At 60.6% G+C, this 24,629-nt stretch carries 22 protein-coding genes; 13 read left to right on the top strand and 9 right to left on the bottom strand.

Going from position 1 to position 24,629, the window contains the following annotated elements; genetic code table 11:
* Window positions 1–89 precede the first annotated feature (89 nt).
* The 5 genes from cydP to JZ00_RS12490 are packed head-to-tail and all read left to right on the top strand — an operon-like array spanning window position 90 to window position 3,393.
* Entirely contained in the window at window positions 90–266 is a 177-nt protein-coding gene (gene cydP / locus JZ00_RS31235) for a cytochrome oxidase putative small subunit CydP (RefSeq protein ID WP_014338536.1), read from the top strand.
* Entirely contained in the window at window positions 263–1,834 is a 1,572-nt protein-coding gene (locus tag JZ00_RS12505) for a cytochrome ubiquinol oxidase subunit I (protein WP_039589700.1), read from the top strand. The genes cydP and JZ00_RS12505 overlap by 4 nt, the downstream gene beginning before the upstream one ends.
* On the top strand, window positions 1,827–2,963 hold the full coding sequence (gene cydB, locus JZ00_RS12500) for a cytochrome d ubiquinol oxidase subunit II (protein ID WP_039589702.1): 1,137 nt from the start codon (window positions 1,827–1,829) through the stop codon (window positions 2,961–2,963). Before JZ00_RS12505 ends, cydB begins: the two co-directional genes overlap by 8 nt.
* A 23-nt stretch (window positions 2,964–2,986) precedes the next feature.
* Window positions 2,987–3,109, top strand: a complete 123-nt coding sequence (cydX, locus tag JZ00_RS30165) for a cytochrome bd-I oxidase subunit CydX (protein WP_039589704.1) — start codon at window positions 2,987–2,989, stop codon at window positions 3,107–3,109.
* The gene (locus JZ00_RS12490) at window positions 3,106–3,393 is read left to right on the top strand and encodes a cyd operon YbgE family protein (RefSeq protein ID WP_039589706.1); all 288 of its coding nucleotides are present in this window, start codon (window positions 3,106–3,108) and stop codon (window positions 3,391–3,393) included. Before cydX ends, JZ00_RS12490 begins: the two co-directional genes overlap by 4 nt.
* 110 nt (window positions 3,394–3,503) lie before the next feature.
* On the opposite strand, the gene JZ00_RS12485 is transcribed toward JZ00_RS12490, so the two are convergent.
* Genes JZ00_RS12485 through JZ00_RS12475 form a run of 3 tightly spaced genes read right to left on the bottom strand, consistent with a single transcriptional unit; the run spans window position 3,504 to window position 7,755 of the window.
* A complete protein-coding gene (locus JZ00_RS12485) occupies window positions 3,504–3,989 on the bottom strand; it encodes a hypothetical protein (protein ID WP_039589707.1) in 486 nt (161 codons plus the stop codon).
* Window positions 3,990–4,028: 39 nt separating this feature from the next.
* Complete coding sequence (locus JZ00_RS12480) at window positions 4,029–6,776, bottom strand: cation-transporting P-type ATPase (protein WP_039589709.1); 2,748 nt, start codon at window positions 6,774–6,776, stop codon at window positions 4,029–4,031.
* Between the two features lie 55 nt (window positions 6,777–6,831).
* Window positions 6,832–7,755 carry a universal stress protein gene (locus JZ00_RS12475; protein WP_039589710.1) on the bottom strand — a complete coding sequence of 308 codons (924 nt, stop codon included), beginning with the start codon at window positions 7,753–7,755 and terminating at the stop codon, window positions 6,832–6,834.
* Between the two features lie 245 nt (window positions 7,756–8,000).
* Between JZ00_RS12475 and JZ00_RS12470 the strand changes: the two genes are divergently transcribed.
* The 3 genes from JZ00_RS12470 (at window position 8,001) to JZ00_RS12460 (ending at window position 10,496) form a co-directional block, all read left to right on the top strand.
* Window positions 8,001–8,225, top strand: a complete 225-nt coding sequence (locus JZ00_RS12470; RefSeq protein ID WP_039589711.1) for a hypothetical protein — start codon at window positions 8,001–8,003, stop codon at window positions 8,223–8,225.
* A gap of 3 nt (window positions 8,226–8,228) precedes the next feature.
* Window positions 8,229–9,479: an MgtC/SapB family protein gene (locus JZ00_RS12465; RefSeq protein WP_412177669.1), complete on the top strand. Its 1,251-nt coding sequence runs from the start codon at window positions 8,229–8,231 to the stop codon at window positions 9,477–9,479.
* A 105-nt stretch (window positions 9,480–9,584) separates the two neighbouring features.
* A complete protein-coding gene (locus JZ00_RS12460; protein WP_039589713.1) occupies window positions 9,585–10,496 on the top strand; it encodes a universal stress protein in 912 nt (303 codons plus the stop codon).
* A gap of 51 nt (window positions 10,497–10,547) precedes the next feature.
* Here JZ00_RS12460 and JZ00_RS12455 read toward each other — a convergent pair whose 3' ends face one another.
* On the bottom strand, window positions 10,548–11,111 hold the full coding sequence (locus tag JZ00_RS12455; RefSeq protein WP_039589714.1) for a GNAT family N-acetyltransferase: 564 nt from the start codon (window positions 11,109–11,111) through the stop codon (window positions 10,548–10,550).
* Between the two features lie 250 nt (window positions 11,112–11,361).
* On the opposite strand from JZ00_RS12455, the gene JZ00_RS12450 reads away from it, so the two are divergent.
* Entirely contained in the window at window positions 11,362–12,255 is an 894-nt protein-coding gene (locus tag JZ00_RS12450) for a universal stress protein (RefSeq protein WP_039589716.1), read from the top strand.
* Here JZ00_RS12450 and JZ00_RS12445 read toward each other — a convergent pair.
* Window positions 12,245–13,228 carry a zinc-dependent alcohol dehydrogenase family protein gene (locus tag JZ00_RS12445; RefSeq protein WP_039589719.1) on the bottom strand — a complete coding sequence of 328 codons (984 nt, stop codon included), beginning with the start codon at window positions 13,226–13,228 and terminating at the stop codon, window positions 12,245–12,247. The genes JZ00_RS12450 and JZ00_RS12445 overlap by 11 nt on opposite strands.
* Before the next feature lie 93 nt (window positions 13,229–13,321).
* Between JZ00_RS12445 and JZ00_RS12440 the strand changes: the two genes are divergently transcribed.
* The 3 genes from JZ00_RS12440 to JZ00_RS12430 all read left to right on the top strand — a co-directional run bounded on the left by JZ00_RS12440 (window position 13,322) and on the right by JZ00_RS12430 (window position 18,191).
* Entirely contained in the window at window positions 13,322–15,784 is a 2,463-nt protein-coding gene (locus tag JZ00_RS12440) for a phosphoketolase family protein (RefSeq protein WP_459542912.1), read from the top strand.
* A gap of 67 nt (window positions 15,785–15,851) precedes the next feature.
* A complete protein-coding gene (locus JZ00_RS12435) occupies window positions 15,852–16,742 on the top strand; it encodes a universal stress protein (protein ID WP_039589723.1) in 891 nt (296 codons plus the stop codon).
* Window positions 16,743–16,835: 93 nt separating this feature from the next.
* Window positions 16,836–18,191, top strand: a complete 1,356-nt coding sequence (locus JZ00_RS12430; protein WP_039589724.1) for an MBL fold metallo-hydrolase RNA specificity domain-containing protein — start codon at window positions 16,836–16,838, stop codon at window positions 18,189–18,191.
* A 135-nt stretch (window positions 18,192–18,326) separates the two neighbouring features.
* Here JZ00_RS12430 and fnr read toward each other — a convergent pair whose 3' ends face one another.
* The 3 genes from fnr to JZ00_RS12415 all read right to left on the bottom strand — a co-directional run bounded on the left by fnr (window position 18,327) and on the right by JZ00_RS12415 (window position 21,843).
* Window positions 18,327–19,079 (bottom strand): fumarate/nitrate reduction transcriptional regulator Fnr, encoded by a 753-nt coding sequence (gene fnr / locus JZ00_RS12425; RefSeq protein WP_039589726.1) that lies wholly within the window; start codon window positions 19,077–19,079, stop codon window positions 18,327–18,329.
* Window positions 19,080–19,290: 211 nt separating this feature from the next.
* The gene (gene ftsH, locus JZ00_RS12420) at window positions 19,291–21,114 is read right to left on the bottom strand and encodes an ATP-dependent zinc metalloprotease FtsH (protein ID WP_039589728.1); all 1,824 of its coding nucleotides are present in this window, start codon (window positions 21,112–21,114) and stop codon (window positions 19,291–19,293) included.
* Between the two features lie 81 nt (window positions 21,115–21,195).
* Window positions 21,196–21,843: a BON domain-containing protein gene (locus tag JZ00_RS12415; RefSeq protein ID WP_039589730.1), complete on the bottom strand. Its 648-nt coding sequence runs from the start codon at window positions 21,841–21,843 to the stop codon at window positions 21,196–21,198.
* 231 nt (window positions 21,844–22,074) lie between these two features.
* On the opposite strand from JZ00_RS12415, the gene JZ00_RS12410 reads away from it, so the two are divergent.
* Window positions 22,075–22,329, top strand: a complete 255-nt coding sequence (locus JZ00_RS12410) for an Lpp/OprI family alanine-zipper lipoprotein (protein WP_039590056.1) — start codon at window positions 22,075–22,077, stop codon at window positions 22,327–22,329.
* Between the two features lie 91 nt (window positions 22,330–22,420).
* On the opposite strand, the gene JZ00_RS12405 is transcribed toward JZ00_RS12410, so the two are convergent.
* A complete protein-coding gene (locus tag JZ00_RS12405) occupies window positions 22,421–24,580 on the bottom strand; it encodes a methyl-accepting chemotaxis protein (RefSeq protein ID WP_039589736.1) in 2,160 nt (719 codons plus the stop codon).
* Window positions 24,581–24,629 lie beyond the last annotated feature (49 nt).

The raw sequence follows: 24,629 nt of genomic DNA, 5'->3' as shown, positions 1-24,629 counted from the left end.
CGGTTTTCGATGAGGTTTTCTAACTCATTGTATTTTCTGGATAAATAATCAAGCGAAGCATTGGCATGAGCCGTGCTAATGCTTGCCCCATGACTATTTCCGATAAACGACTGCGTCGCCATCTGCTCACAGCAGTGCTGATCAAACTGGTCGTGCTGACCGTGCTGTGGTGGCTGTTCATCAAGGATTCGCGCGTCAGCGTCGACTCGAACACCATCAGTGACAGGTTCGGCGTACCCACCTCGGCTCAAGGGGCAAGCAAGTGATCTCAGAACAACTGGTGGATTTGTCACGGCTGCAATTCGCAGCCACTGCGCTGTACCACTTTCTATTTGTACCGCTCACCGTGGGGATGGTGTGGCTGCTGGTCATCATGGAAAGCGTCTATGTGATGACCGGCAATGTCATCTGGAAAGACATGACTCGTTTCTGGGGAAAATTGTTCGGTATCAACTTCGCCTTGGGCGTGACCACTGGCATCACCCTGGAGTTTCAGTTCGGCACCAACTGGGCGTACTACTCGCACTACGTCGGGGACATCTTCGGTGCCCCGCTGGCCATCGAGGGCCTGATGGCGTTTTTTCTTGAATCGACCATGATCGGCTTGTTCTTCTTCGGATGGGATCGCCTGAAGAAAGAACATCATTTGCTGGTCACGCTGCTGATGGCCATTGGCACAAACCTGTCGGCGCTGTGGATCCTGATTGCCAATGGCTGGATGCAGAACCCGGTGGGTTCTGAATTCAGTTACATCACCATGCGCATGGAGATGGTGGATTTCTGGGCCGTGGTTTTCAACCCGGTGGCCCAGGCCAAGTTTGTCCACACGGTGTCTGCCGGTTATGTCACCGGCTCGATGTTTGTGCTGTCGATTTCCAGTTGGTACTTGCTCAAGGGACGTGATGTCGAGTTTGCCAAGCGTAGTTTTCGGGTGGCGGCCGCCTTCGGCCTGGCCTCGGTGCTGAGTGTCATCGTGCTGGGGGATGAGTCGGGTTACACGGTGGGCGAGGCGCAGCAAACCAAGCTGGCGGCCATGGAAGCCATGTGGGAAACCAAACCGGCGCCGGCGGGCTTGACCCTGATTGCCAGCATCAATGAAGCCGAGTCCAGGAATAACTGGGAACTCGATGTGCCGTGGGTGATGGGCTTGATCGGCACGCGCTCGGTCAGCAAGCAGATTCCCGGCATCCATGACATCAAGGCGAAAAACCGCGCACGTATTCTGCGGGGCATTACTGCCGTCAATGCGCTTGAAGCGCTGCGCGCCGATCGCACCGATAAGGCCGCGTTCGATACTTTCGAAGCGTACAAGGCCGACCTGGGCTTTGGCCTGCTGCTTAAAAAGTACGTCGAGGATGTCAACCAGGCCACGCCGGCCATCATCGACAAGGCAGTGAACGATACCGTACCGCGCGTGACCCCGATGTTCTGGGGGTTCCGGATCATGGTTGGCCTGGGCTTTGCGATGCTCGTGCTTTTCGGGCTGGCCTTCTGGAGCACCTTGAGGTCGAGCGGCGCACATCCTCGCGGGTTGTTGCGCTGCGCACTGTTGATGCTGCCTGCGCCATGGCTCGCCTGTGAGCTGGGCTGGTTCGTGGCCGAGTACGGCCGCCAACCCTGGACCATCTACGGTGTGCTGCCGACTCACATGAGCGTTTCCACCCTCAGCGTCAATAACCTGTACGGCTCCCTGGCTGGGTTCGTGGTTTTCTACACGGTCCTGCTGGCGGTGGAAATGTTCCTGATGGTCAAGTTCGCCCGCCAGGGGCCTGGCAGCCTCGGTACCGGTCGTTATGTCCATGACGCCAAGTTGAAGGAGCTTCAGCATGCTTGATTATTTCACGCTCAAGATCATCTGGTGGGCGCTGGTCGGCGTCCTGCTCATAGGCTTCGCCATCATGGACGGCCACGACATGGGCGTCGGCACGCTGCTGCCGTTCGTGGGGCGCAATGACATGGAACGGCGCGTCGTGATCAACACCGTGGGGCCGCATTGGGATGGCAATCAGGTCTGGTTCATTACCGCCGGCGGCGCTTTGTTCGCCGCATGGCCGGTGGTCTATGCCACGGCGTTCAGCGGATTCTATTGGGCGATGATCCTGGTGCTCTGGGCGTTGTTCTTCCGCCCGGTGGGTTTCGACTACCGCAGCAAGATCCACCATCCGGTATGGCGCAGCACCTGGGACTGGGGGCTTTTCGTGGGTGGGGCCGTGCCGCCGCTGGTGTTCGGCATCGCGTTTGGCAATTTATTGCAGGGCGTACCGTTTCACTTCAATGAATACCTGGTGTCCACGTACACCGGCAGCTTCTGGCATTTGCTCAACCCTTTCGCGCTGCTGACCGGTGTGGTCAGCAGCGCGATGATTACGCTGCAAGGAGGCGCGTACCTGGCCCATCGCACGGAGGGCGGCATTCAGTCCCGGGCGATAAAAGGCGCGATAGGCGCTGCCATCGTGCTGGTGTGTTCGTTTGTCGTAGCGGGCATCTGGCTGCAATGGATCGAGGGCTATCGCATCACCTCACTCGTCGATACCGGCGGGTTGCCAGACATTCTCGGCAAGTCGGTCGTGAGGGAGGCGGGGGCCTGGATGGCCAACTATGGTCGCTATCCTTGGCTGTGGCTGCTACCGGCGCTTGGCCTGGCCGGCGCAGCCGGTGCGGCGCTGTTGCTGATGGGGCGGCGTACCCTTTGCGCGTTCGCTTCGTCATCGCTTGCGGTGGTCGGTGTCATCGGTACGGCGGGGGTATCGATGTTCCCCTTTGTCATGCCGTCGTCATCGATGCCAGCGGCCAGCCTGACCGTGTGGGACAGCGTTGCCAGTCACCTGAGCCTGGCCATCATGTTCTGGGCCACGTTGTTCTTCATGCCATTGATCGTGATCTATACCGGTTGGGCGTATCGCGTCATGCGCGGCAAGGTCACGGCCACCCAGATCCACGCCAACGAACATTCGGCCTACTAGTGTCGACAGAGGAGTAAAGCACTATGTGGTATTTCGCCTGGATGCTGGGAGTCGGTTTTGCACTATTGCTGGCGATACTCAATGCAATGTGGGGTGAGAACGAGGCCGGTCGAGCCATGAGCGACCGGGACGAGGCGCAGTCATGACGTTGAATGTCGCCGAGGTCCAGCCTTCGTCACGGCTGCATCGGCTGAGCCTGGCCGTCGCGGTGACGATCATGTTGGCCTGTACGCTTTACCCGCCACTGATGACGGCGCCGGACGGAAAAGCCGACCATGCGCTGGCAACGGCATTGTTCATCGCCATGAGCGTGGCCTTCGTCAGAGGGGTGGGGTTCATTCCGCGCAGGCTTGTCTGGCGAAGGATGTTCTCGGGCTGGACCTGCCTGGCGGCGCTTGCGCTTGCCGGCGGGTTGAAGTTCTTGCACTGAGGCTGATGACACGCCCGCGATGACTGCACGGTTGTCCAAAACCCCACCTGCCGACGCGGCAGGTGGGGTGGGCAGCACTTGGAGGCCAGCCGCGGCCCTGGGAGACAGGTCTAGGGCGCTGGCGTACCCATGTTCTGCTGATGCTGCATCATCTGTTCCATCATCATCTGTTGCATGCCCATGTACCGGTCCATCATGTACTGGTGTTGCTTCATCTGCTCGGGCGTCATCCGGGAATAGTGGTTGCCCATCTGTTTCCAACCCATCATCGGGCCGTTTCCCTTCATGTGGCCGCCCATCATGCCGCCGCAACACCCCATCATCCCATTCATCATCTGCATGCTTTGCCGCATCGTGGCCTGGTGTTCTTGCATGAGTTTCTGGCGTTGCGCCGGGTCGGTGGTGTTCTGGATCTGGGTCATCTGTTCCTGCATCTTCTTCAGGTTTTCCTGGGCCTTGGCCATATCCTGGTCAAATTGCTCAACGCTCATCGACTGCGGCGCCGGCTTGGTGGCGTCGACGTCTTGCTGGGCAAAGGTCAGCGTGGGGAAAAGCACCGCCGTCAAAGCGAGGGCGGCGAATCTGGATGCGTTCATGGTTGGTAATCCTTGCAGCGTGGGTGGGCGGGGGAGTCGTCACGGTTGACGATCGGACTCGGTTAAACGCAGTCGAAGTTGTTTCTCGATTTCGATGATGGCGAACAGCGCAATGCCCACCCCGATGATCAGCAGGCCGTCGATGAAGGGGACGGCTTGTGTGGCAAACACGGCTTGCAGCGGTGGCGCGTAGGTGATGGCGAACTGGGCGACGGTCACCACCGCGACGGTCGCCCATACCACCTTGGTCCCGCGAATGGCTTTCCAGGTCAGGGACGTGCCGTAGAGGTTGCGGATGAAGAACAGATGGAAAATCTCCATCACGACCAAGGTGTTCACCGCCAAGGTACGGGCCAGTTCCACGGGATAGCCTCGGTCCAGGGCATAGGAAAAAACGCCGTACACCCCACAGAGAAAAAGCACTGAGACAAGCACCATGTGCCAGACCAGCGCGCCGCCTATCAGCGGCTCCTGCCTGGAACGCGGCGGCCTGCGCATGGTGTTGTCTTCGGTCGGTTCAAACGCCAGCGCGATACCCAGCGTGATGGCGGTAATCAAGTTGATCCACAGGATCTGTATGGCCGTGACCGGCAACGTCAAGCCAAACAGCAGCGCAACGATGAGTGTCATCGTCTCGCCGGCGTTGGTTGGCAATGTCCAACTCAGTACTTTCTTGATGTTGTCGTAGACCGTCCGTCCTTCACGCACCGCGGCCACGATGGACGCGAAGTTGTCGTCCGCCAGTACCACGTCCGCCGCTTCCTTGGCGGCCTCGCTGCCTTTGCCACCCATGGCGATACCGGCGTCTGCGCGTTTGAGGGCGGGAGCGTCGTTGACGCCGTCGCCGGTCATTGCCACGGTCATGCCGTTCGATTGCAGCAGGGTCACCAACCTGAGCTTATGTTCAGGGCTGGTTCGAGCGAAGATGTTCACGCGTTTGAGCGACTCCTTGAGCGTCGCATCGTCCAGGGTGTCGAGGTCCGCGCCGGTCAACACTTCGTCCGGGTTGTGCAGGCCGATCTGGCGCCCGATGGCGGAGGCGGTGCCGGCGTGGTCTCCGGTAATCATTTTCACTGCGATGCCTGCCGTCTGGCATTGCTTGATCGCCTGGATCGTCTCCGGGCGGGGCGGATCGATCATTCCGACCAGGCCAAGCAGGGTCAATGACCCTTGCACGTCGGCAAACTCCAGAATGACCTGTTCCGGCGGGACTGACCTGACGGCGAGCGCCAGCACTCGCTGGCCTTTGCTGGCGATGAGATTGGCCTGCGTGTGCCAATAGTCTGCATCGAGCGGGGCGGTTGTCCCGTCGTTGCCCCGCTGTTGCTTGCACATGGCCAGGACCTGCTCCGGCGCGCCTTTGACATAAACAACCGCTTGCCGGTCATGGTTGTGGTGCAGCGTCGCCATGAAGCGGTGTTTGGCGTCAAACGGAATGGCATCGGTGCGGGCCCAGGTGCCTCGCTCTTCGTCGCCGTCGATACCAGCCTTGGCACCAAACACCTGCAATGCGCCTTCCATGGGATCGCCTTCGACCTTCCAGGTCTCTTCGTGCAGCCTCAATCTCGCGTCATTGCACAGGCTGGCCGCACGTCCCAGTTCGGCCAGTGTCGGGTGATGGGCGGTGTCGATCAATTGATCGGCAAGATTCATGTTGCCCGAAGGCTGATAGCCTGCGCCGTCGACCGTGAAGGTCAGGTCATGGGTGACGACCGACACCACCATCATCTCGTTGCGCGTGAGCGTGCCGGTCTTGTCCGTGCAGATGACCGATACCGAGCCCAGTGTTTCGATGGCTGGCAGGCGACGAATGATGGCATTGCGGCGGGCCATCGCCCGGACGCCCACCGCCAATGTAATGGTGAGTACCGCAGGCAGCCCTTCAGGGATGGCGGCGACCGCCATACCCACTACGACCATGAATATGTCGGCGAAGACGTAATGCCCGACAAAATGACCATAGACGAGTAACAGACCAGCTATCAGCAGGATCAATAGGGTCAGCCAGCGTGCGAAGGCGTCCATTTGCTGGATCAGCGGTGTCGTCAGTGATTCCACGTCTGCCAACAGGTTGCTGATACGCCCGATTTCGGCGGATGTCGCGGTGGCGACGACGATCCCCGTGGCTTGTCCGCACGTAACGAGCGTACCGCTGAAGGCCATGCAGGCGCGATCACCCAGGGGCGCTTGCGGGTGTACCGGTTCGGTGTGTTTTTCCACCGGGGCGGACTCTCCGGTCAGGATGGCTTCCTGGACCTGGAGCCGGTTGGCATGCAGCAGGCGCAGGTCTGCGGGCACCTTGTCGCCGGCCTCCAGCAAAACGATGTCGCCAGGTACCAGTTCGTCGCCGGTAATGCCCAGGCGTTCGCCGGCACGAATCACCGTTGCCCGGGGGGCCAGCATTTCGCGGATGGCGTCCATGGCTTTTTCGGCCTTGCCTTCCTGGATATAACCAATGATGGCGTTGGCAACCACCACGGCGAGGATGACTGCCGTATCCCACACGTGTTGCAGGATCGCGGTGATCACAGCCGACCCGAGCAGTACATAAATCAGGATGTTGTGGAACTGCAGGAGGAATCGCCGCCAAGCCGGCCTTCGGGAAGATTCCGGCAGGCGATTGAAGCCGCTACGGGCAAGCCGGGCCTGGACTTGCGCAGCGTCCAGCCCGGCTTGCTCGTTGACACCCAGCCGTTCGAGTACCTGCTCGGCGGACAGCGCGTGCCAGGCCTCCACGTCCGTGGCGATGAGCTGTTGCTGCGCTGGCGTCTCGATGGGTCGGTTCATCAGCCGGGTTTCCTGGAACGCTGAGCGGTTCTACGGGCCATCGGCGACGGCCTTCCTAGTCAAATTGCTGTGGTGCAATCACCCACAAGCTGCACGGCATCTTGTACAGCAGGCTTTCCACGGTGCTGCCGATCAGCTTGTCGATGCCGCCATAACGCACGCGGCCCATGACGATGACATCGATGTCATGGGCCCCGGCGTAGCTGACCAGCACCTTGGCCGGATCGCCCATGATCATGCGTCGTTGTTCCGGGGCGATGCCGTTGCGTTCGGCCAGGGCTTCGAATGCTGCGCCTTGGGATTCGTAGAGCTGTCGGGCCAGGGCCGAGGAAAAGAAGGTCGAGCCGTTGCCAAAGCCGTATTCGGCCGCGGTGATGGAGGACAGGTCGTAGGCATAGATGACTTCCAGCTCCGCATCGCAGCTGGCGGCCAGTTTGTTGGCTTCGCCCAAGACCCGGTCGTTGAGGCCTTTGTAGCGCCCGTCGCGGTGAAAAGGATCGATGGCAGCGAGGATCTTGCGCGGGCGCGCATGGGCGACTTTGTTGACGAAGTGCAACGGCACCTCGCATTCGCGCAGCAGGTGAACGTCCAGGGGCGTGAACATCAGGCGTGAGATCCAGGATTCGGGATCCACCGTCTTGATCAGCGCGGCCATCGGCGTTTCCTTGAGGTGGATCAGGATTTCCTGCAAGGGACGTTCGACCCAGGTCACTTCGGTGGTGACTTCGATGCCGAGCTTGCGCAGGGGCCTGGCCTGTTCTTCCAGCCAATCCCGATGGCGTTCGATGTAGCCCAGGCGCATCTGTTCCAGTGCTTGTTCATTGACCAGCCCGGCCGTGGCCAGGCCTTCCAGATAATCAAAGGCGACGATGTGCAGTGCGGCGCCTTCGGCCTTGGCGAGTGCGGCGGCGCGGTCGAACGCCGGACTGTGTTCCATCAGTGGCGAAACGACCAGCATCAAGCGTGATTGCGTAGACATGACAAACCTCCTGGACAAGGACCTGTAGGCGCCGTGCGACTGTCGCGCGGGCTGTGTCTGGTATCGATCATGAGCGCGGTGGCGCTTGGTGACTTGATTTGCATCAAACCCACGTCAAAGCCCTGCGCGAGCGATGATGGCGCGACAGCACAATGTTTGATCCCGATCAAGCTGCCCCGCGCGATGGGCGCGCAGGCTAGGACTTGATCCTGGCATGCAGGCCCACCCGTCACCGGAGGTTGGTCATGATTATTCGAATTGAAGAGCGGCAGCCAGGGACGTCCTGGGTGGTGCGCTTGGATGCGTTGTGTGTGGGTTTCAAAAGCCTTGAGCAAGCGCAGGCGTTCACCAGAACGCTGCAGGCGCGGATCGACGCCCCCCATGCCTGGCCGCAAGGTGCGTTCGCTCGACCCGGCGCGGCGCGGGAGGTGCCAGCGCCATCGCAACGTACGTCCGCGCATTTGGCATAGTCTGTGGCCACGATCGAAGCCCTGGGTTTTGCCAACGCCGGCGCGGCGCTGGGCATCGGCCTGCTCGTGGGGCTGGAGCGCGAGCGACGCAAGGGCGAGGACGGCAGGCGTGATTTCGCCGGCCTGCGCACGTTTGCCGTGACCTCGTTGTTGGGGTACGTCACCGCCTGGATCGGCGGTCCTCCCTTGCTAGGGTTTTTCGCGCTTGCGCTGGGGGCATTGGTCACCGTGGCGTACTGGAAGAACCTCGACAAGGACCCTGGCATCACGAGCGAGGTGGCCTTGTTTGCCGTGTTGGCGCTGGGCGCGCTCTGCGTCACTGCACCGGCCCTGGCGACGGCGGTAGGCGTGGTGATGGCGGGGCTGCTGGCCAGCCGCCAGGCGCTGCACCATTTCGCCCGTAGCCAACTGACGGCTGTCGAGTTGCGCGATGGCCTGATGCTGTTGATTGCCGCATTGGTCATACTCCCGCTCGCTCCGGATCGTTACCTGGGGCCATATAACGCCATCAACCTTCGCACCCTCTGTGCCCTGACCGTCATGCTGATGGCGGTCGGGGCATTGGGGCACGTCGCGGTCCGGACCCTTGGCACTCGTTATGGTTATGCCCTCGGCGCAATCGCATCGGGGTTTGCCTCCGCTACGATGACCGTCGCGACCATGGGGCACATCGCCGCGAAGGAACCGATCAATGTGAAGATATTGAGCGCGGCCGCCATGCTGGCCAATCTGGCGACACTGGCGCAGATGGCGCTGATTATCGGCGCGGTGGAGCCGGCGCTATTGGGCTGGATGTGGGGGCCGTTGCTGTGCGGGTTGCTGACGGTCCTGCTCTACACCGGCGTGTTGATGTTTCCCCGGCCCAGGGTGCGCGCCGACGAAGAGATCAAGCACGGCGGGGCCTTCAGCCTGAAACTGGCGTTGACGGTAGTCGTGGCGATGACTGTCATCACGGTTGTGTCGTCGGCCATGCTTGCAGAGTTCGGGCAGGCCGGGGTGACCGTCACGGCGATTTTCAGCGGCTTGGTCGACGCCCATGCCTCGACCGCCTCCATTGCCTCCCTGGCGAAGGGCGGGTTATTGCCCTTCGATGACGTCGCCGTGCCCGTCCTGATGGCCCTGACCAGCAACTCCCTGAGCAAATGCGTGGTGGCCTGGGTCAGCGGTGGACGCCGGTTCGCCGGGCTCGTCATTCCCGGCCAGGTACTGATGACGCTGGCGATGTGGGGCGGGCTGTTTCTCCCGAATCTATGAGTCCAGATGATGGCAGTTTGATCAATATCAAGTCCTGCATTTGCCCTGCGTTCATTCTGGGATCTTCCACCCACTCAGTGTTAAAGCCACGCGTCGAGGTTTTCCATGTCCCTGACTCCCCGTTTGTTGCTGTTGGCGCCTGACGCCATGATCCGTACGCCGGCATTCGACCGCGCCACCGAGCTGGCGCTGGCCTTGGACCTGCCGCTGCACATTGTCGCCATCGATTATCTGGAACTGTTATCGGTGGCTGGCCTGTTCGCGCCGGACCAGGTCAAGCAGGCCCGCGAGGGTTACCTGGAAACCCATCGGCATTGGCTTTGGCAACAGGCCGAGCTGGCGCGCCGGCACGGCGTCGAGGTGACGTGCGAAGTGGTCTGGGCCAAGGACGCTTTTCAAGCCCTGCTGCAGTACATCAAGGAGTTGCCGCTGGCGCTGATCATCAAGGATGCACAGCCGGAGCCGGCGATGAAGCGGGTCTTCTTCACCCCGCTGGACTGGCGCTTGCTGCGTGATTGTCCCGTGCCGGTGCACCTGGTCACCGATTCGCGCAACCCGCGGCCGCGGCGGGTCCTGGCGATCGTCGACGTGCTGCGCAGTGAGGAACAGGACCTGGTGTTCAACGACCAGATCGTCGACGCAGCGGTCAAGCTGGCCGAGCAATGCAACGCCGAAGTCGAACTGCTGCATGCCTTTGACTGGACCGCTGTCTATGCGTCGGACATGGGCTTTGGGGCACTGCCCCTGGCAACCGGTATCTATGAGGCGTTGGGCGAGGCGCAGCATGAAGTCTTCGAATCCTTGGCCGAACGCCACGGTGTCATGCCCCAGCAACGACATTTCATCGAGGGGGCACCGTTGAACAGCATTTGCAGGTTCGCCGCTGATCATCAGACGGATGTCATCGTTATGGGGACCACGGCCCATCACGGGCTGGAAAAGCGCCTGGGGACGACCGCCGAGCTCTTGTTGCAACGGGCGCCTTGCAGCGTCTGGGCGATAAAGCCGCAGGCATGACGGGAACCACCTGCGCGGGGCCATGGAAGAGACACCCGCACAGTGTCATGGCTAGAGATAGAGGCGGTGGATGACCTGCCGGGTGTCGTCGGGGTCGGTACGGGTCTCGAACCCCAGGCTGTGGGCCAGATCCCGCATGGCGGCGTTGCTGGCGGCATCGACGGAGTACATCTGCCGATAGCCGTTTTTACGTGCCGCATCGATCAGATGTTCCATCAACAACGTCCCCAGGCCCAGGTGCTGCCACTGATCGGCGACGGTCACCGCGCACTCGCATTCGTGTTCGGACGTGGCGCAGTAGCGACTGACACCGATCTCGATCAACTGACCGTTGTCGTGGACCAGGGCGATATAGGCCAGGCGCGTCTTGCAGTCGACATCCATCAACTGATCGAGCATGACCGCTCCGGGTTCATTGATTTGCGACAGGAAGCGCATGTGCCGCGACTCGGGAGACAGGCGCTTGATGAAGTCATATTCGCGCTGGCGATCCTCCTCCCGAAGCGGTCGGATCAGCACATGCCGGCCGTCTTTGAGCGCCTGGATCCAGTGCTTGCCACTGATGCTGGCATACAGCGCAGCGGCGCGTTCGTTGTGGTCTTTGACCGTGATCATGGGTCGATCCTCCATTCGGGTATAGGCATGCGGTGCGCTAAAAAGCTTCGCGTTCCAGGTTGTTCTACGCCCGTGGTGGACGTCGGTTCTGATCTGGATCAGCCCCGGCGCACCCAATCATCGAATGCGTTGCATTTGATTCAGATCAAACCGCATGGACTGTGGAAGGGCGCACGCTGCAAACAGTGCCGAAGCGGGGGCGGTGCCTTTGGCACCGACCGTGAAGATAACCACTCGATGGAGGTGTGCGATGGGGCAGTACCAACGTTTGCTATTGATCGTCGAACCCGACTTGCACCCCTCCGCAGCGATGCGCAGGGCCTGCGCCCTGGCCCGGGCGAGCGGTGCGGCGCTGCATCTATGCGTGTTCGTCCAGCCTCCGGCACGCACTCACCTGTGGGGTGAGAAAACAGACGAAACGGAGGTGCAGCGTCATTTGCATCGCTATCGTCGGTGGATGGCGGAGGAGGCGGCGCTGCTCAAGGAGGAGGGCTTGAACGTAGAGACACATGTCGTCTGGACCACTCATCCGCTGCTGGACATCCTTCGTTACGTCGAACAGTTCCAACCTGACCTGCTGATCAAGGACGTCACGCTCGAACCCATGCTCAAGCGCGTGTTTGCGACGCCGCTCGATTGTCATCTGCTACGCGAATGTCCGGTGCCGGTGCACTTGGTCAACCAGGCGGTGCACGGCTCGCCGCGCCGGGTCGTGGCCGCAGTGGATCCCTCCGATCCCCAGGCCAATGCCTTGAACCAACGCATTGTCGAGGTCGCGGCGCAAATGGCCCGGCAATGCGACGCTGCTTTGCACCTGCTCTATGCCTGCGATCTGTCGGTCGCGTTCAACGGCGAAGCGTCGCTATTGGCAGGAGCCTGGGATGATGATTATGTCGATGCCCTGCGTGAATCATTACACACGGCATTTATCAACCTGGCCGAGCAGTGTGGCGTGCCGGCCGATCGTCGACATTTCACCCTCGGCCTGCCGGTGCCGGTTATCCGTGATTTCGTCGATGGGTACGAGGCCGATGTGGTGGTGATGGGAACCGCCCACCGTGGCGGTCTGGAGCGGTTGATCGGCAGTACGACGGAGCGGGCCTTGTATTCGGTACCGGGCAGCCTGTTGGCGGTCAGGGGATGAGCACGATGGCGCCGTTGACCTGTCCGCTTCGTAGTCGTTCCAAGGCTTGATTGGCTTCGATCAGGGGGTAGCAGGTCACGTTGCAATGCACGGGGGTGCATTGGATCTGTTCGAAAAATGCCACGCCATCGGCGCGAGTCAGGTTGGCCACTGAGCGCACGCTGCGCTCCTCCCACAGCAGGCGATAAGGAAAGCGCGGAATGTCGCTCATGTGGATGCCGGCGCACACGACGCAGCCGCCCTTGGCGGTGGCTTGCAAGGCCAGCGGTACCAGCGCGCCGACGGGTGCGAAGATCAGGCTCGCGTCCAGCAGGTGCGGAGGAAGTTTGTCCGACGGCCCGGCCCAGGTCGCGCCGAGTGATCGGGCATACGCCTGGCCTGCATCGTCGCCGGGACGGGTGAAGGCGTAAACCTGCTGGCCTCGGCCTACGGCGACCTGGATTGCCAGGTGGGCAGCGGCGCCGAACCCATAGAGGCCCAAATGAGTAGCGTCTTGCGCCATCTGCAAGGCGCGAAAACCAATCAGCCCCGCACACAGCAAAGGTGCCGCTTCAGCGGCCTCAAGGGCATCGGGGAGCGGGAAGCAGAAGCGCGCATCGGCAATGGTGTAGTCGGCATAGCCGCCGTCCAGCTGGCAGCCGGTGAACAATGCTTGGTCACAGAGGTTTTCCCGTCCTGAGCGGCAGAATTCGCAAATCCCGCATGTCCAACCCAGCCAGGGCACGCCCACTCGCCGACCGATCCAGCCGGTAGCCACGTCCGCGCCGACAGCCATGACATTCCCGACAATTTCATGGCCCGGCACCCTGGGTAGACTGGCCTGGGGCAACTCCCCGTCAAATAGATGCAGGTCGGTGCGGCATACACCGCAGGCAAGGACTTTGATCAGCAGTTGCCCGCGCGCTGGTGCGGGCACGGGCCGTTCTTCCCGTTGCAGGGGCTGGCCGGGTGCATGCAGGACCATGGCGCGCATGAGGATTCTCCTGTCTGGGCAAGCGGTGACGGTTTCCCCGCACCTTCCTGCACCTTGGCATCCGTGGTTCTGATGTAAATCAAGTCCAGATCATTGCTGCGCTTCAGAATCAACGCATGGAACGCCGTTCGGCGACGGCTCCGACGATCGACAGGAGGCGCCGTCAGTCAGCAGGAGGATGCGATGAGTGATTTTCTAAGCCCCGACCAGTTGGAAGGTCTCGATGCTTATTGGCGTGCTTCCAATTACCTGGCCGTGGGGCAGATCTACCTCAAGGACAACCCCTTGCTGCGTGAGCCGTTACAAGCCGGCCATGTGAAGCCGCGTCTGCTCGGCCATTGGGGAACCACGCCTGGATTGAACCTGATTTATGTGCACCTCAACCATCTGATCAAGACCCACGATCTGGATATGATCCTTGTCACGGGTCCCGGCCATGGCGGCCCGGCCATCGTTGCGCAGAGCTATCTGGAGGGCAGCTTCACCCAGTGCTACCCCGCGATCGAACGAAATGAAAACGGCATGCTGCGCCTGTTTCGGCAATTTTCCTGGCCGTACGGGTTGTCCAGCCATGTGTCTGCACAGATCCCCGGTTCCATTCATGAGGGGGGCGAATTGGGTTACTCGTTGGCCCATGCCTATGGGGCAGCGTTTGATAATCCTGAGTTGATCGTGACCTGTGTCATCGGCGACGGTGAGGCCGAAACCGGTACGCTGGCGGCGAGCTGGCATTCCAACAAATTCCTCAACCCCGCGCGCGATGGCGCCGTCCTGCCGATCCTTCATCTCAACGGTTTCAAGATCGCCAATCCCACGCTGCTGTCGCGGATCAGCGAGGATGAGCTTTCAGCCCTGATGTATGGCTACGGCTATGACCCTTATTTTGTCGAAGGCGATGACCCGCAAATCGTTCATCAGCAGTTGGCCAGGACCCTGGACGACATGCTGCTCAAAATTCGCGAAATCCAGCGCAAGGCCCGCATGGACCCGACGGAACGTGCCGTGGAGCGTCAGCTCTGGCCAATGCTGATGTTGCGCACACCCAAGGGCTGGACGGGCCCCAAATTGGTCGATGGCCTGCAAGTGGAAGGGACTTGTCGCGCCCACCAGGTGCCGCTGAGTCACTTGGAACAGCCGCAGCATTTGATGCAGCTGCAACAGTGGCTTGAGAGCTACCGGCCACAAGAGTTATTCGATTCCAACGGCGCGTTGCAGCCTGACATTGCGGCGTTGGCGCCCACGGGCCACCGGCGCCTGGGCGCCAACCCCCATGCCAATGGCGGCTTGCTGCTCCAGCCGCTGGAGGTGCCCAGGTTCAGTGATCATGCCGTGCAGCTTCACGCACCTGGCGCGGTCGAGGCCGAAGCAACCCGGGTGCTGGGCGGCTACCTGCGCGATGTGATGAAGCACAGCCTCGAGGCGCAGAACTTCCGTCTGTTCGGGCCGGACGAAACCGCCTCCAATCGCCTTGATGCGGTGTACGAGGTCAGTAACAAGACCTGGATGGCGGCGCTGGAGGCGGGCGATACGAACCTGGCGTGCGACGGCCGGGTGATGGAAATCCTCAGCGAGCAAGTGTGCGAAGGCTGGCTGGAGGGATATTTGCTGACCGGCCGGCATGGATTGTTTTCCTGCTATGAGGCGTTCATCCATATCGTCGACTCGATGTTCAACCAGCACGCCAAATGGCTCAAGACCGCTGCCCAAATACCGTGGCGGGCACCGATCGCATCGCTCAATTACCTGCTCACTTCCCATGTCTGGCGTCAGGATCACAACGGTTTTTCCCATCAGGATCCAGGGTTCATCGATCTGGTGGCGAACAAAAGTGCCGACGTGGTGCGCATCTATTTGCCCCCCGATGCCAATTGCCTGTTGTCGGTGACCGACCATTGTCTCAAGAGCCGCAACTACATCAACGTGATCGTGGCCGGCAAGCAGCCGCAGTGGCAGTGGCTGGACATCGACTCGGCCATCCGCCATTGCATGGCCGGCATTGGCCGTTGGGCCTTCGCCTGCAAGGACGATGAAGACCCGGACGTGGTCATGGCCTGCGCCGGTGATGTGCCGACCCTCGAAACCCTGGCCGCTGTCACGCTACTGCGCCAATACGTGCCAGACCTGCGCGTACGCGTCATCAATGTGGTGGACCTGATGGTGCTGCAGCCGCCGCAACAACACGCCCATGGATTGTCGGACGCAGCGTTCGACGAGTTGTTCACCGTGGACAAGCCGGTGATCTTTGCCTTCCATGGCTATCCGTCGCTGATCCACCGGCTGGTCTACAAACGCCATAACCATGACAACTTTCATGTCCACGGTTTCATGGAGCAGGGCGCCACCACCACGCCATTCGACATGGTGGTGATCAATCAGCTCGATCGTTATCGGTTGGCCCTGGACGTCATCCAGCGAGTGCCACGGCTGCGACCGTTGGTGGACGGTGCCCGTGATCGATACTGGGAAACCATGGAGAAGCATCAGCTTTACGTCATCGAACATGGGCAGGACTTGCCCGAGGTGCAGGATTGGCGCTGGACGCCTACGCCGCCATGAGAGCCGGTAGCTACCACGGCCTTGGCGCTGCATCGTGGCGTACGGGCCTTACCCTGGGAGATCCATCATGAGCCAGTATCAACGCCTGCTGTTGATCCTCAACCCGGCACAACGGCATTCGCCCGCCCTCCATCACGCCGCCGCCCTGGCGGCTGCCAGCAAGGCGCATCTGCATGTCACGGCGCTGATCCCTTCGCTGGATATCTTGTCGGTGCTGGAGGAGGAGCCTCGTGAAGAAGCGCGGCAGACCTATTTCCAGGACCAGCGCGATTGGCTGGAAGAGGAGGCCGACAAGATGCGGCGCCGGGGCCTGCGGGTCACCACCGAAATGGCGTGGGTGGACGGCATGCGCGAGCGCATCCTGGAGCACGTCGCGCAGATCAAACCCGACTTGCTGATCAAGCAGGTCCAGCATGAGTCGCTGCTCAAGCGCGCGTTTTTCACGCCGCTGGATTGGCAATTGCTGCGTAAATGCCCCGTCCCGTTGTATCTGGTGGGCGCTGCCGGACACGCCTTGCCGCGCAAGGTCGTCGCGGCCGTGGACCCTTCCAGTGCGTTTGCTCAGAACAACGGGCTTAACGACAGGATTATCCGTCAGGCGCTTGAACTCGCGTTGCAATGCGACGCCGAGTTGCATCTGGTGCATGCCTTTGAAGTGCCGTCGCTTTACTTGGGCGATGCGGGAGGCGGCGGCTTTTCACTGTCGCAGCTCAGCAAGGAACTGCGCAGGACTCAGGAAAAATCCTTTGCGCAATTGGCCAATCTGTTCGGCGTGCCGGCCGAGCGCAGGCAGTTTTTACTGGGACATCCAGTATCCGCGCTGAGTGAGTTTGCCCTGGAGCATGAGGTGGATGTAATCGTCATGGGCCGATCCCAGCACAGCGATCCGTTTGGGCTGCTGGGCAGCACGACAGAGCACATCCTGTATCAGGTGCAGTGCAGCGTCCTGGCGGTGTGACGTAATGGGTCCTGGCGGCGAAATGATTGACGGGAAATCAACGTCCACCTGGGCAAACAACAGCGATCCCATCGATTGTCCAGGAGCACCGCCATGCGCATGACATTTCTCGGGGCCGCGGGCACCGTTACCGGCAGCAAATACCTGCTGGAGCACGACGAACAGCGCATCCTGATCGATTGCGGGTTGTTCCAGGGCTACAAGCAGTTGCGCCTGCATAACTGGGATCCCTTCGAACTGCCGATGCGTGACCTGGATGCGATCGTGTTGACCCACGCCCATCTGGACCACAGCGGCTACTTGCCGGTCATGGTGCGCAATGGTTATCGCGGGCCTGTCTACGCCACGCCAGCGACCTGCGAGTTGGTGAAAATCCTGCTGCGCGACAGCGCCCGCTTGCAGGAAGAAGAGGCGGAATACGCCAACCGCAAGGGCTTTTCCAAGCACTCGCCGGCCTTCCCGCTGTACACCCGCGAACACGCTGAACGAGCCCTGAAACTGTTGCGCCCGATCGCCTTCGAGCATCCGGTGGAGATTGCCCGGGACGTCACGATTTTGCTGCGGCGCGCCGGGCACATCCTGGGTGCCGCTACCGTTCAAGTACAAGCCGGTGGCATGACGCTGGTGTGTTCCGGTGACCTGGGCCGGCCCGAGGATCCGGTGATGTTCGCCCCGAAGGTCATCGAGCAGGCGGATGTCCTGCTGGTGGAGTCCACTTATGGCGACCGTCGCCATCCGCACGAATCCCCCGAAGATCAATTGGCCGAGGTGATCACCCGCACCGCGTTGCGCCGTGGCATCACGCTGGTGCCCTCGTTCACCGTCGGTCGCGCTCAGTTGTTGATGTACCACCTGTATCGCCTGAAACAACGCCGGGCAATCCCGGATATCCCGATCTACCTCAACAGCCCCATGGCCATCGACGTGACCCGGTTATACCAACGCTTCGGTGACGAGCATCGGTTGTCGAAGGAGGAGTGCGAAGGCATGTGCCACATCGCCCATCCGGTGCGCTCGGTCAAGGATGCCATGGCCCTGGATCTGCAACGCACCCCGGCGGTGATCATCGCCGCCAGTGGCATGGCTACCGGAGGACGGGTACTGCATCACCTCAAGAGCCTGGCGCCCAACCCCATCAACACCTTGCTGATGCCCGGTTTCCAGGCCGGCGGAACGCGGGGCGCGAGGATCGTGGCGGGTGAGCCTTCGGTGCGTATCCATGGCAAGGATGTGCCGATCAATGCTGAAGTGGTGCCGATGCAAACGCTGTCGGCCCATGCCGATGCCGACGAGATCATGCAATGGCTGCGGGGTTTCACGACACCGCCACGGCACACCTATGTCGTGCATGGCGAGCCCAATGCGTCGGATGTCTTGCGCCACCGCATCTGCGACGAATTGGGGTGGTCGGTGTCGGTGCCGGAGTATCGCGACAGCGTGGAGCTCTGAACGACCGCCTTCGCGAGCAGGCTCGCTCCCGCGGTGGATTTTTCTGAGGGCGCCGGGGCTCGAACGTTGCCCCTTGATATCGACCTGTGCGTTTTGGGGAAATTGATAGAAACCGGAGGTCATGCAGCGCAGGCACTAAAGCTCGGCATGACGATGGCAACCGGCGACTTTGTGCTTGAGACCAGGCAAGTCCATGATTGTGACATTGCGCCCATGCACGTCCACCAGTTCTTCCTGGCGCAGGTGGGCGATGCACCGACAGATGGTTTCCAGGCGCAGGCCCAGGTAGGAGCCGATGGCTTCGCGGCCCATGCGCAGGACAAATTCCCGGGAGGAATAGCCGCGTGTGTTGAGCCGTTGCGACAGGTTCAGCAGGAACGCCGCCAGCCGCTCATCGGCGTTCATGTTGCCAAGCATCAACAGCATGCTGTGATCGCGCACGATTTCCTGGCTCAAGAGCTTGTTCAGGTTGTGCTGCAACGAGGGTAGATCGTGGGCGAGTTTTTCCAGGAGATTGAAATGCAGCGGGCAGACTTCGCTGTCCTCCAGCGCGATCGCGTTGCAGGCATAGTGATCGGTGCTGATAGCGTCGAGGCCGAGCATTTCGCCTTGCATCTGGAAACCGGTAACTTGTTCGCGGCCGTCCACTGAAAGGACGCTGGTCTTGAAGAAACCCAATCTCACGGCATACAACGAGCGCAGTGGGTCGCCGGTGCGATACAGCGCGGCGCCTTTCTTGACCTTCACCCGCTGGGCGATCAGGGTGTCGAGGCGTTCGACTTCGCCGCCGGTCAGGCCGATGGGCAGGCACAGCTCAAGCACGCTGCAGTTCGAGCAAGCGGTCTTGAGGGCATGCACCTGCAGAAGTCGCGGTTCAAGCTCGGCCATGGGGCAAATTCCTTTATTTGAAGCAAGCATAGAAGAACAACTCAGCTATGCCTGTTTTTTGTCGCCTAAAGCCATACCGGCTATCGATAGACGCAGATTGAGGCTCAGATGATGGGTTGCAAACCTGGAGTATGCTGCTTGCTAGATGACGCTTTTGCATCGTAGGTGGGCTTATAAAGGCGCTGTGACAGGTCGATAACGGCCAGAGGCGTCAAACCCGTCGCAAAGCCAGTGCGGCGCGTTTAATCGGTAGGAGCGGGGCAAACTCTTCGGGCGTCAGGGTTTCCTTTTCCACCAGCAGACGGGCCCCGGCGTAGAGGTCTTCCCGATGGCGTTCCAGCAGTGTCCTGGCGCGTTGATAGGCTTCAGCGAGCAAGGCGCGAATGCCCAGGTCGACTTCCCTGGCGGTTTGTTCCGAATAGTCCTTGTCTCCGATGTCCATGCGTTCACCCAGGTAGCTCGCATTCTTGCGTTCCAGCACCGCCAGGCCAAGCTCTTCGCTCATGCCAAATCGGGTGATCAACTGGCGGGCGATATCCGTGGCATGGGCCAGGTCATCGGCCGCCCCGGTCGAGACCTGGCCATAGGCCAGGCATTCGGCGGCACGTCCTGCCATCAGGACGACCATGCGGTCCTTGAGCATCTGGCAACTGACGAGAAAATGATCTTCTGTTGGTCGCTGCAGGGTATAGCCCAGCGAGCCAATGGCACGCGGCACGATCGAGACCTTATGGACCGGGTCCATGTCCGGCAGGTTGCTGGCCGCCAACGCATGCCCCATTTCGTGATAGGCCACCACTTGGCGTTCATCGGGGTGCAGCAGGCTACTCTTGCGTTCGATCCCGGCCACGATGCGTTCCACCGCCGCCGTGAAGTCGTCGAGGCTGACCGTTTCGGCACCGCGTCGAGTGGCGATGATGGCGGCCTCGTTGACCAGGTTGGCCAGGTCAGCGCCAGTAAAACCCGTGGTGATGTCGGCGATACGCTCGCTATCGAGGTCCTGGCCGGTGACGATTTTCTGCAGATGAACCTTGAGGATCGCTTGCCGGCCTTTACGGTCGGGGCGATCGATCAGGATCTGTCGATCGATCCGGCCGGCTCGCAATAGTGCGGGATCCAATACCTCGGGGCGGTTGGTCGCCGCGAGCAGCACGACCCCTTCACGCGGGTCGAACCCATCCAGTTCTGCCAGCAGCTGGTTGAGGGTTTGCTCTTTTTCGTCATTGCCGCCCAGGACGCCAACGCCGCGCATTTTGCCCAGCGCATCGAGCTCATCGATAAAAATGATGCAAGGCGCGGCTTGTCGGGCCTGTTCGAACAAGTCATGCACGCGAGCGGCGCCGACACCGACGAACATCTCGACGAATTCCGACCCCGATATGGAGAAGAAGGGCACGCCGGCCTCGCCAGCGATAGCTTTGGCGACCAGGGTCTTGCCGGTGCCAGGCGGACCGACCAGCAATGTACCTTTGGGAATGTGCGCCCCCAAGCGTGCGTATTTCGCCTTGTCCTTGAGGAAAGAAACGATCTCCACCAGCTCGACCTTGGCTTCGTCGATGCCGGCGACGTCGGCAAAGGTCACGCCGGTATCGCGCTCGACGAACACTTTGGCGCGGGACTTGCCGATATTCATCAGCCCACCCATGCCCTGTTTCTCCGCCAGCCCGCGAAACAGGAAGTGCCAGATCACCATGATCAGCACGAAGGGCAGCAACCAGCCCAGCAGACCGCTTAGAAAGGTGTTCTCGTTGACGCCTGTAAACGCAACGCCGGAAGAGGCGAGATCTGCCGCCAGCGTGGGATCGACCCGCACGGTCGAGAACAATTCATGCCCTTCGATGGGGTCCTGTAATCTGCCGCTGATCCGGTCTTTTTCTACGTGCAAATCGCTGACTTTGCGTTCGTTCAGTAGCTGCAAAAACTGGCTGTACCCAATGACCTGCACAGGGCGCTCCAAAAACAGATGTTGCATCACGCCGAACACGACCAGTGCGACCAGGAAGTAAGACAGGTTCCATTGATGGCTTTTTCTCATGAGCTGGACTCAATGACGCTTCGCAGGTGCCGGCAGAGACAGCAATTGCCGCGAAGCACAGGGCTGCCCGGGGGGCTCGGTTCAAGCCAGTAATAAATGATCGTTCACCTCCCGAACTCCAGGCACAGACCAGGCGGCGCGTTCGGCCAATCGACGCTGGCTCCATAAATGGACCTTCCCGTCGAGCCTTACCACATCGCCGTCGACCTTGACGTGAATCTGTTTTGCATCCAGTTCGGCACTGCGCTTGAGCGCTTCCTCGATACGACGCTGGATATCGCCGACGTCTGCCCGAGGACGGAGGGTGAGCCTGTTCTTCACGCCGACCACGCCTGATAACTTGAATACTGCCCGTTCAGCGGCCTCCCTCTGATACTGCCAATCCACTTCGCCCTCCAGAGCGACCCAACCGTTTTCCACGACCACCTTGATATCGCCCTCGGGGAGGTCGGAACTCCAGTTGAGAATGTTCAATACACGATTGGCAATGACGTCATCTGCCGTGCCGGCCCCCTTGTCCAGCCGGACTTGGATTTCCTCTGCCACGGCGCGTACCCCTTTGACGCTCTTGACGATCTTTTCAGCGCTGATTTTCTGAGCAAAGCTGCTGACATGTCCGGAAAGGGTCACAACGCCGTTGTCCACGGCCACGCCAATATTTGCAGCGTTGATATCAGGCTGGAATTCAAGTGCTTCAAGAACGGTATTTCGCAGGCTCAAATCACTCATTTCAGGATCCTCCATGAGGTGGCGAAAATGCGGGCCGCGACTGCCCGGTGTGGTTTTTTCTACGCTTGAGCGCCGCAACGACATTGAGCTAAATCAGAAAGACCGAAGTGAGCCTCGGGAACGGTGACTTTTCTGGCCCTTGGTTTGATAAGGATCAGGGTCAGCGAGCGATGGCGCTCGATAGTGGGGCAACGGGAGAACTTTCTGCTTCCCACGACCGAGGACAGCAGCATGAACAAATATTTGCCCATCGCTTTGTTGGGAATAGTCCTGGCGCTGAGCGCCGGTTGCAGCCACAGGCTCGCTCAGGAACTCGATGCGCGATTGGAGTCGGCAGAGAATAACGCCGCAAGCGCTCGGCTCAGGGCCGACGAGGCCTATATCAAGGCAGACAAGGCTGAAGCAATTGCCAACCAGACCCAACGTACCGCCGAAGAGGCGACGATCCGCATCGGCGGGATGAACGAAAAAATGCCTCGTAAATGATTGGACTGCTTGATTTTGGGTGCCACAGACCGGCGTCGATGGCATCCAATATCTTGTCCACGGGGACTAGCACTTAGTGTTGCGCTGCGGGTTACCGTTTGACCTTGAACCTGCCCAATTCACGCTGCATGAGCGCGGCCCGTTCCGAAAGATCCTTGGCCGCCACCGCGCATTCCAGCGAGTTGGATTGGTTCTTTTGGGTCACTTCATCGATTTGCTCAAGCCCGATGCTCGCTTGCTGCAATCCGGAGGCCTGTTCGCTGGAGGCCTGGTAGATCAGCGACACCAGGCTGGAAACCGCGCCGGTTCCATTGACGATATTTTTCAACGATTCGGCGGTGCGGCTCGCGATGACCATGCCGCGTTGCGTCTTGCTTGAAGAGTCGGCAATCAGCGCGGCCGTTTGTTGGGCGGCCTCGGCGCTGCGCGCTGCCAGGCTGCGGACTTCGTCGGCCACGACGGCAAACCCCCGTCCCAGCTCACCCGCCCGAGCGGCCTCGATGGCTGCGTTCAAGGCCAGCAAATTAGTTTGCGCGGCGATATTGTCGATGGTCGTGATGATCGCCGTGATGTCTTTACCTGAGTCGTCGATTTCCGCCATGGCGGCGATCAATTCACCCATCAATTGATCGCTTTCTCCGGCGTCGGCCCGTGATGCCTGGGATTGCTCATCCGCTTTCTTGGCGTTGGCGGCGTTGTCCCGGGTCTGGGCGGCCATCTGGGTCATGACTGCGCTGATTTCGGTAATGGACGATGCGGAGTTAGCTGCGCCCTCGGACAACGACTGGCTCAGATCGGTGACCTGTCCTGAACTGCCGGTGATCTGGGTCGCGCTGGACTGAACCTGTGAAATCAATTGATTGAGATTGCTGACCATCTTCTCCAGCGATTTGCCCAAGGTGTCGTGAGGCGAGGACAAGCGAACCTCCAGGTCCAGGTCGCCTTCGGAAATGCGCTCGGCGACCCGCACTTGCCTTTGCAGGCTCTCGGACATGTCGTTCAACGCTGCGGACAACTGCCCGACTTCATCTTCGGTTTTCTGCACCAGGCGCCGGGAGAAGTCCCCAAGGCTGATGTTGGCGGCCAAGGCAGCGGCTTCGCGGATGGGGCCGACGATTTTCGCAGCGGCAAACCACAATGCGACCAAGGCCAGCAGCGAGATCCCCAAGCCGACAGAGACCTGCCAGATGCTGTTGTTGATGCTGCGTGTCTGCAGTTCTTGCTCCAGGGCAATGGCCTGGCTCATGACCACCGCCTTGGGCAGGCGGATCAGGACCGCCCACGGTTTACCGGTGCGGCCCAGTTCAATGGGCATCAACACCTCGATCTGCTGGGTGTGCGCGTTCAGCAGGCCATTACCGCGACCGCTCTGGATGGCGCTCAACACCGTTTCCCAAGACTCAGGCAACAACGCCTTGATGGGTTGGCCAATCAAGTCGGTGCGTTGACTGTCTGCCACCACCAGACCCTGGTTACTGAGGATCGATACCGAACCCTTGCCGCCATAAAGCTCAGCGGACATTTGCTCGCTGAGTTTCTGGATAAAGGCGATGTCGAAGTCGGCCCCGACCACGCCGTGGAATTTGCCGTTTGAAACAATCGGCACCGACAGGGTGGTCAGCCAGACATTTTTTCCCTGGACCACGTACGGAATGGGGTCAAGCACGCTTTCTTTCAGGGTGTCGCGGGGACCGCTGTACCAACCGCCCTTAGGCACGCCGTTGGGATGGCGGTCCAAGGAGTCATATTCAACCAGCGGCTGCACCGCGATGTGGCCGCCTGCGCTGCGCGTCCAATAAGGTGTAAACCGGCCGGTCTCCGGATTGCTCCCATCCTGGGCCGTGCGAAACGCAAGGTCCTGGCCGTCCAATGCGTCCGGTTCCCAGCAGGAATAGGTGCCATTGAAGTCAGGGTTATCCTTGAGCACCCCGAGCAATACGGCGTTGATCTGCTCCCGGCCCATCACTAGAGGGCTTTGTGAGGTTTTGCTCGCGGCAAACGCGTTGGCCATGGTCCGCGCAGCATCCAGGGCATTCTGCAATTTGGCCTGGATGGCGTTGGCCCGGGATTCCGCCAGGTTCTGGATCTCCCGGATAGTCGAACGCTCGACCAGGGCCGAGACCTCGGTAGCGACGTATTGCTCGTTAGACCTGGCGGAGAATAGCCCGTAGAGCACCAGGCTCAGTGATGAAACAAACAGGCAGATGCCCGCCGTCATGCAGATTCTGATTTGCAGCGATTTGAGTTTCATAAAGCCTCTCAGCCCAATCGTTGGGTGTGCCGAGATCGCGGCAACAACC

It is taken from the genome of Pseudomonas frederiksbergensis (assembly GCF_000802155.2).
In the GTDB taxonomy this organism is placed as follows: domain Bacteria; phylum Pseudomonadota; class Gammaproteobacteria; order Pseudomonadales; family Pseudomonadaceae; genus Aquipseudomonas; species Aquipseudomonas frederiksbergensis_A.
The sequence above is the reverse complement of the archived record's forward strand: the minus strand, read 5'-3'. Positions and strand labels throughout refer to the sequence as shown.